This is a genomic window from Spirosoma flavus (genome assembly GCF_054778555.1).
In genome coordinates, this window is record NZ_BAAGZL010000002.1 from 1,766,388 (window position 1) to 1,780,097 (window position 13,710).

6 protein-coding genes are annotated in these 13,710 nt (G+C 52.1%); 2 read left to right on the forward strand and 4 right to left on the reverse strand.

Annotated elements, in window-relative coordinates:
• Positions 1–18: 18 nt before the first annotated feature.
• Positions 19–504 carry a response regulator gene (locus tag ACYVF1_RS16130; protein ID WP_461080521.1) on the reverse strand — a complete coding sequence of 162 codons (486 nt, stop codon included), beginning with the start codon at positions 502–504 and terminating at the stop codon, positions 19–21.
• Positions 505–1,133: 629 nt separating this feature from the next.
• On the opposite strand from ACYVF1_RS16130, the gene ACYVF1_RS16135 reads away from it, so the two are divergent.
• On the forward strand, positions 1,134–8,273 hold the full coding sequence (locus ACYVF1_RS16135) for an FG-GAP-like repeat-containing protein (protein ID WP_461080523.1): 7,140 nt from the start codon (positions 1,134–1,136) through the stop codon (positions 8,271–8,273).
• A 349-nt stretch (positions 8,274–8,622) separates the two neighbouring features.
• Here ACYVF1_RS16135 and ACYVF1_RS16140 read toward each other — a convergent pair whose 3' ends face one another.
• Both ACYVF1_RS16140 and ACYVF1_RS16145 read right to left on the reverse strand, forming a co-directional pair.
• The gene (locus ACYVF1_RS16140) at positions 8,623–9,555 is read right to left on the reverse strand and encodes an alpha/beta hydrolase family protein (protein ID WP_461080525.1); all 933 of its coding nucleotides are present in this window, start codon (positions 9,553–9,555) and stop codon (positions 8,623–8,625) included.
• Positions 9,556–9,728: 173 nt separating this feature from the next.
• A complete protein-coding gene (locus ACYVF1_RS16145; protein WP_461080527.1) occupies positions 9,729–10,298 on the reverse strand; it encodes a Crp/Fnr family transcriptional regulator in 570 nt (189 codons plus the stop codon).
• A 781-nt stretch (positions 10,299–11,079) separates the two neighbouring features.
• Here ACYVF1_RS16145 and ACYVF1_RS16150 point away from each other — a divergent pair.
• The gene (locus tag ACYVF1_RS16150) at positions 11,080–11,748 is read left to right on the forward strand and encodes a DinB family protein (RefSeq protein WP_461080529.1); all 669 of its coding nucleotides are present in this window, start codon (positions 11,080–11,082) and stop codon (positions 11,746–11,748) included.
• A 132-nt stretch (positions 11,749–11,880) separates the two neighbouring features.
• On the opposite strand, the gene ACYVF1_RS16155 is transcribed toward ACYVF1_RS16150, so the two are convergent.
• On the reverse strand, positions 11,881–13,644 hold the full coding sequence (locus tag ACYVF1_RS16155; protein ID WP_461080531.1) for an arylsulfatase: 1,764 nt from the start codon (positions 13,642–13,644) through the stop codon (positions 11,881–11,883).
• Between the last annotated feature and the right edge of the window lie 66 nt (positions 13,645–13,710).

Sequence of the window (13,710 nt, forward strand, 5' to 3'; positions counted from 1 at the left end):
TGTAAAGCTTAGTCTTACTCATAGCCTAAATTTCTGTTGTTTATCTTCCAGCTTCTCAAAATAAGTTAGGGGTAGGCTTACGGTCTCATACCAATAGGTACGTAAATTACTTATAAATTCTTTCCAGTCCTGTAATGTGAATGGCTTGATAAAATAGGATGCAGCCCCTAAATGATAGGCTTGTTTCACAATGGCCTGCTCTTCTCGAGACGATAAAACAATTGCAGGTACCAATTTTCCTAGAGGATGCTCCCGCAGCAAAGCCAAGAAATCTAATCCAGTATGCGAGCCACCCAAGGAAATATCCATTATAACTAAGCGTGGGCCTTTCCCGGCCAGATTATATAAATAGGCCTCTGCATCCGCAAAATTGGTAACCGGTATAAATTCGGCCTCTGGAAAACAGGCTACGGCTGTCCGCTGTAATACGTCGAAAATCGCTAATTCGTCTTCCAGAAGTAAAATCGGAAACCTATTTTTCTTGGGAATGTGAAACAGAGCCATAACTATTGGTTTTAACCAAACTACCATCTCTTTGGTAAAATGTTTTATGCATTGTGTGGACCACGAATTACCCCGGTCTGAAAAACAATCCCACTTGCGACGATGGCGCTTTCATGTATCTGCTTTAATTATAGGCGATTAATGAGACGGTATTAGCCAGAACCGAGCGCAGAAAGTGTTACGTTAATTGAATGGCAGAGTGGATCATTACCCTTCTTTTAGGCTGCAAAGCCCCAGAAACGGCAGACCGGCCCGCAACAAGCCAAGCCGGACTAAACCTCTACGCTAAGACTCCCTTATAACCTATAACCTCAAGTCCAACAAGACACTCCTCAGCTCCTCCAGGAGCCTATAGACTACTTTTTTGATTTTTTTCCGCCAACACTCCTTAGTTTGAGCGAAAAATGCACCTTTTTGGGCGAAATATGCACATGCTTTTAGTACATATGGGCTAAACTTGCATGCGTATTCGGCAGCCTAATGTCAGTCTGTTTTACCATAACTAACGTAGTGACAATCACTACGTTTTCCCATGGACTGTTTCTGTTCAATGTGCCGCTCTCCACTATAATTCCGCCCCTTCTCGGTTTCTTACGTTCTTACTAACCATCTAGTAACTTATCGGTTCTATGAGGATTTCTTTACCTGTTTTCACTTGTTTCCTGCAGCGCTTTGCCAACCTACTCCTACTCCTAGGTGCCCTGCTGACCTTAGCACCACAGGCACCCGGCCAGAACCTGACCATTACAGGACTTAGCCCCGCCCGCAACGCTCGCAACGCGCCCGCCAACAGCAATGTGGGCGTTACGTTTAGCCAGCCTCTTTCCAGCAACGCAGCCAATCTGACCGGCTTGCGGGTGTTCAGTGCTCAGCGGGGTGGGCTCCTGCAAAATGGACAGGGTGGCACAACCAGCGTGAGCGGCAGCACGATCAGCTTCGATCCGGGCACCAACTTCAAGCCGGGGGAGACGGTACGTATCACCAGCACAACGGCCATTCAGAGCACGGCCGGAAATCGGCTCAGCCGGGGGCAGGTCTTCCAGTTTACCACGGGGGTAGGCGGCAGTGGCCGGGGTAATTTTAATGTTCCGCTACCGGCGGCCACCCCCGACCCCACTGTGGGAAATGACCCCCGCAGCGTAGCCGTGGGCGATCTAGATGGGGATGGCGATTTAGATATGGTCACCGCCCATTTTAATTCATCCAATAATACAGTGAGTGTACGGCTTAACAATGGGACGGGCTATTTCACACCTCACCCCACTAACCCTGCTCCCGCCGTGGGGAACGGTTCTGCCAGCGTGCTGCTGGGCGATTTAGATGGGGATGGCGACCTGGACCTGGTTACCCTCAACCTCTTTGACAATACGGTGAGTGTTCGGCTTAATAATGGGTCGGGAAGTTTTACGGCTCCTGCCACTAACCCTGATCCCGCCATAGGGTCTACAGGGTCTAATGCAAGCAGCGTAGCACTGGGGGATATAGACGGCGATGGCGATCTGGACCTGGTCACCGCTAGTTTGAAATTCGACCCCAATAGTTTTAACGGCAGTACGGTAAGTGTGCGGCTTAACAATGGAGCAGGTAACTTCACCCCCCCTGCCACAAACGCTGAAATCTCCCTGCAGAGCTATCCGCTGGGCGTGGCGCTCGGGGATATGAACGGGGATGGCTATCTGGACCTCGTGGTCACGAATATGGTTAGTGGTACGGTCAGCAGGGTGAGTGTTCGGCTCAACAATGGTTCAGGGAGTTTCACCGCCCCGGCTACTAACCCTGATTCTGAAGTGGAAATGCTTCCCCAGAATTTGGTATTGGGCGATCTAGATGGGGATAGCGATCTGGATGTAATCGTCGCTAATTATAACAGCGGTACGGTAAGTGTGCGGTTTAACAACGGATCGGGGGGGCTGACGCCACCGGTCAATAACCCAGATTTCACAACCGGGACTAGCCCGGGCGTTATGGCTTTGGGGGACGTAGATGCGGATGGCGATCTGGACCTGGTGGTCGCTAATGGCTACGATACGGTGAGTATGCGACTTAACAACGGGTTGGGCAACTTCACCTCCCCTGCCAGCAACGCTGAACTCGCGTTAGGATCTAATCCCCTCAGCGTGGCTTTTGGCGATGTGGATGGAGATAGCGATCTGGACCTTCTGGCCGTGGACAATAACTACAGTACTAGTACGGTGCGTGTGCGACTCAATCGGTCTCTGCTCGCCCCTACCATCACTGGGCTAGCTACCAGTCCCAACATTGTCTGCCCAGGCAGCCCGGTTACCTTTACGGCCAGTCTGGGAAATATTACCGATAGCTACAGCTACACCCTCTCTGGCAGCAGTGGAACCCCTCTCAGCGGCACGGGCACTGCGGCTGCTTTCAGTCAGAATCTAACGAATACAGGCACAGGTGTACAGTCCTTTACGCTCGTCGTGGAGAGCAACGGCCTGCGTACCACGGCTACCACCGATCTAACTCCCGTCGCTCCGCCCACGGCTACACTCGTAAGCAGTGGGCCGCTGAGCTGCACCTCAACCAATGCGACGCTGACAGCCGGTGGGGGCAGTACCGGAGGACCGTTCACGTACGCCTTCTCCGGGCCGGGGCTCAGTTATACGGGCTCAGCCAACCAGCAGACCGTATCGCAGGCGGGGAATTATTCGGTGCTGGTCACGAATACCAATGGCTGTACGGCCCTGGCTACTACGACGGTCGAGAACCGTGTCGCAACTATCACCGTTGGCAAACCGGCTACCACGAACGGTACGTCGGGGCAAGCCTTTAGCCAATCTTTTGTGGCTTCGGGGGGGAGCGGCCCCTATAGCTACAGTCTGGCTAGTGGCAGCCCGCCCTCGGGCCTAAATCTGTCTACTACGGGCGTACTATCGGGCACACCCACCCAGAATGGCAGCTTCACGCTCACGGTGCGGGCCACCGACGCCTACGGCTGTTCGGCTCTAAGCCAGCCCTATACCGTGCAGATAAGTGACCCCAATTCACCCATTCGCTACGTGAAAGCGGGAGGGTCTGGTACCGGACTGGGCGACAGTTGGGCCAATGCCAGTGGTGACCTGCAAAGCCAGGTCGACCTGATAGGTGCGGAGCAGGTTTGGGTGGCGCAAGGGACCTATAAACCCGGCCCGACTGGTAGCACCAACCGTGCCCTCAGCTTCGCGATGAAGAACGGAGTAACTATCTACGGAGGCTTTGCCCCTATGGGTAACCCTGCTCTGAACGAGCGTAACCCCGCTAGCTTCACCACCGTTCTCAGTGGCGACATTGGTACGCTCAATAACTCCGCCGATAACAGCTATCACGTCATCAGCAACCCCGCCGGGCTCAATAACTCGGCCATTCTGGATGGATTTGTCATCAATGGCGGCAACGCCTACGGTTTCAACGCTGCCGACAACAATGGCGGGGGCATGCTCAATAATGGCAACGGATCAGGCAACACTTGTAGCCCCCTGATTCGCAACTGCATCTTTCAGAATAACAGTGCCATCAACAATGGCGGGGCTATTTACAATAGTGGGTATACGGGCGGGGCCAGCAGTCCCAGCCTGATCAATTGCGTCTTCCAGGACAACAGGGCGTTCGCCGATGGCGGGGCTATCTACAATGCTGGGTATTCGAGCGGTAACAGTAGCCCCAGACTGGTCAATTGCGTTTTTCAGCGCAACAGGGCGAGCAACAATGGCGGGGCTACCTACAACGCCGGGTTTACGAGCGGCAACAGCAGCCTTACTCTGGTCAACTGTTCGTTTGTGGCCAATTCGGCAACCAACTCGGGCGGGGCTCTTTTCAACGATGGCAGAGATCAGGGCACTAGCCGACAAACGCTAATCAACTGTGTGGTGTGGGACAACGGCGGAGCCAGCACCTTTAATAACCTGGGAGCTTCGATTTCGGCCAGCTATAGTCTTTTTGAGCCCTCGGTGACGGGCTATAATGCCGGAACGGGTAATCTCACTACGTCAGTCCTGCCCTTTGTAAGCGGCAGTGATGCGCGGCTCAACGGATGCAGTTTGGCCCTGAATGCGGGCGACAATGCGGCCAACACCACCGCCACTGATCTGGCCGGTAACGCCCGCGTGTTTGGCAGCCGCATCGACATGGGTGCTTACGAGTTCCAGGCCGCTCCTTCGTCTATCACGCTTACTATCCCCAGCGTGAATACGGTTACGGCAGGTACTACGTTTAGTCAGTCTTTTTTGGCCTCGGGCGGTAGCAGCCCCTATAGTTACAGTCTGGTTAGCGGTAGTTTGCCTGCAGGGCTAAGTCTGGCCACAACGGGTGTCTTAAGCGGCACACCTAGCCAGTCGGGCAGCTTTACCCTTACCGTGCGGACAACTGACGCTACCGGTTGCTCGGTATTGAGTGCCGCCTACGTACTGACGGTGGCACCCGCTTCGCCCATCCGCTACGTTCGGGCGGGCGCATCCGGATCGGGTAGCAGTTGGGCCGATGCCAGTGGTGATCTGCAAAGCCAGATCAACGTAGCAGGCGCCCAGCAGGTATGGGTAGCCCAGGGTATCTACAAGCCCACCACCACAACGGGGCCTGCCAGCCGCACCATAAGCTTCTCGATGAAGAGCGGGGTAGCCATCTATGGAGGTTTTGCGCCTACCGGTAGCCCCGCTAGCCTCAGCGAACGTAAACCCACCAGTTTTACCACCGTTCTCAGTGGCGATATCGGCACGGCGGGCAACTCGGCCGACAACAGCTACCACGTCATTCATAATGTCATAGCCTTGACCAGCACAGCGGTGCTCGACGGATTTATCATTAGGGATGGTAACGCGAATAATTTTGGTGTTTCGTTTGGGCTATACGGCGGAGGCATTCTCAATGTCGCAGTCAATCCGGATGGTTCAATCCCTCCGCAAGCAAATAGCCCCACGTTGCGCAATTGCATCTTCCAGAATAACTCGGCAAGTTATGGAGGAGGCATATACAACTATAAAAGCAATTCGACATTGACCAACTGTTCGTTTCAGAACAATTCCGGTACTTATGGGGGGGGGATTTACAACGAAAGCAGTAATGTGACGTTGACCAACTGCTCGTTTCAGAACAATTCAGCTACTACTGGGAGTGGAGTTATGAATGCTAACGGCACTACGTCGGTGATCAACTGTGTACTGTTTGGCAATGGTGGGCCTACTACCCTGAAGCGTGACGGAGGAACGATTACGCTCCGCTACAGTTTGGTAGACCCATCGTTAACGGACTTTACCGACGAAGGCAACAACTTCACTACGTTCGACTCACCCTTTATCTCGAACTCCTCCACCCAACTTAAAGAGACTTCTTTAGCCATCAACACCGGGCTCAACTCGGCTTCTGGCCTGTCGGGAATCACCACTGATCTGGCTGGTAACCCTCGATTCTTCAATAGTGGTACCGTCGACATGGGAGCCTACGAATACCAGGCCGATCCACCGGCTAGCCAACCGATTCGTTACGTGAAGGTGGGAGGAGCCGGCACAGGCTCGGGCGACAGTTGGGCCAATGCCAGTGGCGATTTGCAAAGCCAGATCAACGTAGCAGGCGCCCAACAAGTATGGGTAGCTCAGGGCACTTACAAACCCGGCCTGGCAGTTGGCAATAACCGTACCCTCAGCTTCTCGATGAAGAACGGGGTAGCCATCTATGGAGGCTTTGCGCCTACGGGTAGCCCCGCCAGCCTCAGCGAACGGAAGCCGACCAGCTTTACCACCGTTCTCAGTGGCGACATTGGCACGGCGGGCAACTCCGCCGACAACAGCTACCACGTCATCAACAACCCCTCTGGGCTTACCAACTCGGCCGTACTCGACGGCTTTGTCATCAGTGGCGGCAACGCCAACGGCAGTTCTTCTCCTGACGACGCAGGTGGCGCCATACTTAACAAGGGCAACGGATCAGGCGGTACCTGTAGTCCCCTGATTCGCAATTGCATCTTTCAGAATAACAGTGCCGCCAACCTGGGTGGAGCCATCTACAACGCGGGCTATACGAGTGGTGTCAGCAGCCCCACCCTGATCAACTGCGTCTTTGTGAATAACAGCTCGGCCAACCAGGGCGGGGCCATCTACAATGACGGCAGTGTGGGCGGCACCAGCAGCCCCATCCTGACCAACTGTTCCTTTCTGAGTAATTCAGCTACCAATTCGGGCGGGGCAATGGGCAGTGTAGGGTATCAGGGCAATAGCCGCCCCGTGCTGACTAACTGCATAGTGTGGGGCAACGGCGGGAGCAGAACCTTCACCAACGGGCCGGGAGCGGTCATAATCACCAGTTACAGTTTGTTCGAGTCTTCGGTGACGGGCTACAACGCTGGTACAGACAATCTGACCACGACCGTTTCGCCCTTTGTGAGTGGAAGTGATGCACAACTCAACGGGTGTAGTTCCGCCATCAACGCGGGCGATAACTCGGCCAACAGCACCGCCAACGATCTGTCCGGCAACACCCGTGTGTTTGGCAACCGCATCGATCTGGGGGCCTACGAGCTCCAGACCACTGGGGGGCTCATCCTGTCTGTCCCTGAGTTGAGCACGGCTACGGTGGGGGTAGGCTTCAGTCAAAGTTTCGTCGCTTCAGCGGGTGCTGCCCCTTTTAGCTACAGTTTAGCCAGCGGTAGTTTCCCCCCAGGACTGAGTCTGAGCTCTACGGGCGTGCTATCCGGCACCCCTACCCAAGCGGGTAGCTTTACTCTTAGCGCCAAGGCCACCGATGCTACAAGTTGTTCGGGAGTGAGTGCCCCCTACGTTTTGACGGTGAATACGATATTGGGCTTGTCAGCCAGTCCTGGCGCAGTTTGCGTGGGCAGTGTGACCACTTTCACGGCCACAGTGGGTAGCGCTACCGGCAGCTACAGCTACACCCTCAACAACGGTCTGACACCACCCCTTACGGGCACGGCCAGTAGCAGCGCCTTTAGCCTGTCGCTCACAGCCAGCGGTTCGGGCACCCAGACCTACACCCTGACCGTGGCGGCAAATGGCCAGCGCGCATCCAGCCAAACGGTCCTGATGGTAAATCCTTTGCCAGTGGCTAGCTTAAGCCATAGCGGCACGCTGAGTTGTGCCCAGACCAGCGTAACCCTGACAGCTGGTGGTGGGACCTCCTACACCTTTGCCAATAGCAATGGCATAGTGGGTACACCCGGACCCACCAACACGCTGGTAGTGACTACGCCCGGTACGTATTCAGTCCTGGTAACTTCGGCCAGCGGCTGCCTGAGCACCACCACAACTACGGTAGCTTATCAGAACTGTGCGCCTGTAGTAGCTAATCCCATCCCCCCACAGTCATTGACAGTAGGGCAGTACTTTTACTATACTATCCCGGCCAATACGTTCTCCGATGCCGAAACGCCAGATAACCTGAGCTTGTCGGTAGCAGGCTTGCCGGCGGGGCTGACCTGGCTCCCTCCCAATGCAATCAGCGGTACGTTGTGGGCTTTATCCAGCTCGGTCTACAGTGTGACGGTGACAGCCAGTGATCCTTCGGGCGGGTCCGTCTCAACGCTGCTGTCGCTGAGCGCGGTCAATCCGGGCGGGAGTTGCCCGAACATGTATAGTGTAAAAGCGGGCAGTTGGAATGATGCGAGCGTCTGGTCGTGTGGACGGGTACCACTACTCACGGACGTAGTAACGCTCAATCATGCGGTGAGCTTACCGGCCAGTTATCAAGGGCAGGCTCAGCGGGTGATCTACAGCACCACGGGCCGGATGTTGTTGGGTACCGGTAGCCGCTTAAGACTGGGTGGAAATTAGCACCTAAAGTAAGGGGCAGTGGTCATCAGAGCAATTTACGACCACTGCTCCAACGAACCCGTAGGTTCGTTAACGTTCAGTCTCTCTTCACCTAGATCCTTGCTACGTCATGAAACCAACACCTTACTTAAATCTCATAGTCCGCCCCAGGAGAGCTGGACGTTGAAGACAACTACACCCATATGTATTTTCACAACGGGAAGCACTATTAGTCGGCCACCAACCTGGGTACCATTCTTAGAAAAGGCTTCCACTTGAGACGAAGAATAGTTCATATATCTTCTCTAAAAAGGTGTATAGCAGCTAGCAAAACGAGTTCAGGTTTTTGCGCATCAATACACGTCTGTACTTAGTACTTAACTAGCTTTTTTCGAAAAAATTGACCAGATAAATGAACAACTTTAGCATGAACATGGTGACGATCGACATTATCACTATCTGAAAAGTAAATAGGATCCGATTTTTTGACTTCAGCGATCGCTTCATTCAGCATCACATAATGACCCGTTTTACCTCCAAATTCATAATAGTCAGATCCTGAAATGAGCGAATGATAATGGCGAGCGTTTGTTTGCACCGGCGCCATACTATCGCTTTGAGAGCCAATTATATAGAGTGGCTTATTAATAGCTTCCATTTGGTCTTTCCTTTGAAAGCCCTGACCAAGGGCAGGACAAATTGCCAAATAAGCCCTAATTCGATTATCTTGTAGCACAGGTAGCTTCTCAATTGCCGCTTTCAGGGAAGGGTCGTCCAGGTAGTTCGCTACGCCAGGAAGTTCGGGGATATTGATCTCCTGATGACCCTTGGTTTTATAGTAGCTAAGCAACGCTTTGTAATCCAGCTTTGCCCCGGCCAGGGCAATAACGGTATAGCCTCCGAACGAAAAACCAGCAGCGCCTATTCGTCGTGCATCAATCACAGCCTTAAAAGGAGTGTTCTTCAGCAAAGCGGTCAAGGCAAAACTAATATCGAGAGGACGCTGCCAGGGCTTCAGAAATTCCAGGGGTACTTTGTTATCGTATGTATTTCCCCAATGGTCAACAGCCGCCACGATAAAGCCTTCACGAACCAGCCCTTGGGCTAACCACTCTAGCGTCAAACGGCCTCCTCCGGTACCGTGCGATACCATAATCAGCGGCATTTTGTGAGTGGGTAGCTGGCCATTGCGCACTGTATGCTGCCGGAGGAAAGGAGAAAAAACCTTATCACTTTCTGTCAAGGTGTCCTGGGTTGGATACCATACTTCCGTTACTACTGGACGATGACGGCTTTCGTCCATGAACGAAAAGGTTTGTTGACCGATCTGAGTATTGGGTTGATAGCAGGCCCGGGTTAGTTGTGGCACTAACAGGCAATAAAGGATAATAAACCCTAATTTGTACATGGCTGTGTCGAGTTGTTGTTACAAAACAAGCAGCAGCGTAGCGGGAAAAAATTGACAAAAGTCAATAACTATCGTTTTGCTTTCAATCGGCTCAAAGTCTCTTGTGAAATACCCAGATAATCGGCGATGATTTTAGCGGGCAATCGTTGAATGAGCGTTGGATTGGTCTGTAGTAACGTATCGTAGCGAGCCTTGGCATCAAACGAAATAAAGCTTTCAATACGTTGAATGGCTTCAATGTAATCAAGTTCGAGCCCCATTCGATCCATGGTTTCCCAAGCCGGTATACGCTGATAAAGCGCCTGTCGATCCTCGTAGCTAAGCATCAGTAGTTCGGAGGGCTCCGGACTTTGCACCCAGGCTAGAGAAGGCTGACGGAGAATGAAACTGGGGAAAGCGGTTCCAAACCGACCTTCTAAGACTAAGAATCGGGTCGATTCGTTACCTTGCTCGTCGGTTAAAAACACGCGCAGACAGCCTTTTACAACAAAAAAAACGTAGCGGGCCACATTACCTTTAGCGACCAGGATTTCGTTTCGTTTTGTCACTTTGTATTTGAAGTACCCCTCAACGACTGCTTCTTGCTCGGCGGAGAGGGTTATCTTTCCAGAAAGAAAAGTTTGCAAGGCAGGATGCATGATAGTTGATCGAGGAGAGTCCGTTTAAAGCTTCCCAATTTGAGCGCAATTGTTTGTAATCAGTAAGCGGTATTGTAAAACTATATCAAAGTGGGTTAAAGATAACTTGATCTGAGAGTTGATGTTTTCCTGGTTAGTAATCACCACTCCCCTTTTCTCACCAAACCCTTCAAAAATTGAGACGAAAGAATAGGTGCCGTGAATATGCTCCATTAATGGGGTGCTTAATGGAACAATAGTTAGCCTGATACGCCAACATATTGTTCGCTTGTACAACAAAAAGGCAGCTCTTTCATGGATTATTTGGTAAGCAGGCATCTTTGGAATGCCAACCTTCGTAGCTGAGATAATTAAATGGATATATAGCGTGTTACGTAGTAATAGTAAAATTGGGCTTCGCTCAATGTGATAAAATACAGCAAAAAATAAATGCAAGTACGTCAGTCGATTTCGCCCCTGTCGTTTCTACGACTGATCGAACTAAAGTAATCAAAAAAGGCTCCTCCAAGTGAGACGCATAACAAACGCTCATTGGTGATTCGTGGTAATCAATCAACGATTATAATTCTGCTTGAATAGCGATCGATTCAGAATTTTCTTGAACTCCTCGAAAGAGCGTCCTGCCAGTTATATAGTCAATTCGACCTGCAGTCTTTCCAATTCCTCTTCTTATTCGGTATGGGTGGTAGCTCCGCACCAGCCCTTTTACTTTTGCTACTGTCTTTCTGAGAAACGTGTTTTCAGACAGCTTTTCCAGCACTTTCTGCCATCCTTTACGTACATGCAAACCTTTCTAAAATTGACTAGTAAACGACTCCTTCTTTATCGCTTATACCTATGTACGGCATTTCTACTCATTAGCGCTCTGCGACCAAGCCTAGCCCAGGTTACCCAAAAGCGCTGGTCTCAAAAAGAACGACAACTGCTGGTAGCCGGCTTGCAATCGTCCCAAAACGATTTTATGAATGAACTAATGGGCTTAACCGAGAAACAGATCCATTTCAAGCCCGACACCACCCAATGGTCCATTGCAGAAGTGGCAGAACATCTAGGCATTTATGATGAGTTACTATATTGGGATTTACTAAATAACCAATACACCCCTGAAATGCCTGAATGGGTGGAGAAAGTTAAAGGCGTTGATTCGGTTATGCTTGCTTACACCAACGACCCAGTACAGTTGAAGGCTCCCTTTGTGGCCCAGCCCTTAGGACGCTTTGAAAAAAAAGAAGCCCTGCTAGCCTATTTTAATCGCTTTCGAGGTGAAGTAATCCAGTTAGTGAACCAAACCAAAGCTGATTTTCGATTGCATTTTATATTTCGATCCGAAGATGCCGGTGTGTGGCGAGTTAGAGATCTTCACCAATATACCTTACTGTGGATTGCCCATACCCAACGGCATACCAATCAGATAAAACGGATAAAGGCTTATGCCAACTACCCAAACTAGAACTGCTGCTATCCCAGGGAGAAGAATGACGACAACAATTAACGCAAATTAGGACGAGTCATTAGTAAAACTGTTCAGAAAATCGTCGGTATCACCGGGATAAGGACCCCGCTAAATCACATTTCAGGTAGACTATTCTGTAGCGGTAAGCAATAACCCTTTTACTTCAGCCACCTGCCCATTCGGTACCGATCTGGCCTGTAGCAGCATCCGGTAAGTACCCCTAGGTAACTTAAGCTTTCCTAGCCCCAGCCAGGCCCAGCTTTTCTCGTACACCTCTTTACGGGGAATCCGGTCGGGGCTGGGCTTCAGAGGTGGGTCGAAACTGGTTTTTAGGGTTTTCTGTAGCGTCTGATTATCGGCCTTAATGGTCAGTAGCGTTCCCAAAGCGGCTTGCCCAGCAGTATACTGCAGGCTCACCTGATACACCCCCGGCCGCTCGACGGCCACATCCCACCAAATTGAATCAGCGGGTGATTGCCAGTTGATGAGCCAGTCGTTAGCCCAGCCATTGCCCTGTTTGTAGCGTACCTTACCCGAAAAATGGGCTTCTGGCGCCTGCAACAGTACCCGTCGGCCTGCCACCGGTACAGGCCGGGTAGGACTTATGGTCTGGGAGACTTCCCGAAACCAGCGGTCGTAGGCGACTTGCAATGTTTGTAGTTGATGGGGCTGCTCACCGGACACATCAGTTGATTGCGAAGGATCACGTAGCATATCATATAGCTGGGTCTGGCCCTTTTGTCGAACCAGGCGGTACTGAGTTGTACGAACACCTCCCGGCTCGGCCGGAAGGCCGCTGTTGCTCATACTGGCAACATGGGTGAACAGCATTCGGTCCGGTAACGTATCCACCTTACCCATCAACAGCCCCGCCAGACTGCGGCCATCAAGCGGGTGGACCGGCTTAAAACGAAGACTACATAAGTCGACCAGTGTGGGCAGCAGGTCGATGTGGGCCGCATTGGGCCGAATCTGGGTTTGTGAATGGATTTTGCCCGGCCAGCGTATAAATAAAGGCACGCGTACCCCCCCTTCGTCGACGGAGCCTTTGATGCCTTTCATTTCACCATTGAAGCGGTGGCCATTTGGCCCGTTATCAGTAGCAAACACGACAATTGTGTTTTGCGTTAAGCCCAGCTGGTCTAACCTGGCCAGGAGCCGCCCCACATTATCGTCTATGTTTTCGACCATGCCGTAGATGCTGGCTTCCTCGTCGCCAAGCCCTTTGGCCTTGTACTTGTCAAAATACCGATCGGGTACCTGGTGAGGACTGTGGGGGGCGTTAAAGGGTACGTAGCAGAAGAAGGGGCGGGACTTATTTTTCCCCATAAAGCTCAGAGCGGCATCCGTCAATACGTCTGTGATGAACCCTTTGGTGGCTACCATCCGGTCATTGTGTTGCAGCTCAGTATCAAAATAATTATTCCAGTGGCCCGCACAGAAGCCCAGAAACTCGTCGAATCCCTGTCCGTTAGGGTCTTCGGGTACGTGTTCGCCGTTATGCCATTTACCAAAACAGCCGGTGGCATAGCCGTTCTGGTGGAATACTTCCGCCAGAGTGAGTTCATCACTACGCATGCGTTCCCAGCCTTGGGTAACCGAAACCGTGCCTGTGCGGAGGTGGTATCGGCCCGTGAGCAGGCTGGCGCGGGTGGGCGCGCAAAGCGGGCTTACAAAAAAACGCTCAAACTGCGCTCCACTACGTGCCATTCGGTCAAGATTAGGTGTTTCGATAAACCGATTACCGTGTAGGCTCAGATCTCCCCAGCCCTGGTCGTCGGTCAGAATGAACAGTACATTGGGGCTGGCTGATCGTGGGCTGGCAGTCGGCTTCCGGGCGATCCACGCACCGACGACCAGGGCAGCCATGAGTATCCAAAGAGGAGGTTTCATGCGTATAAGGGAGCGATCCATGCCGGTTCAGAGTCTACATATTGACAGGTAAAAGAAAACAGACTC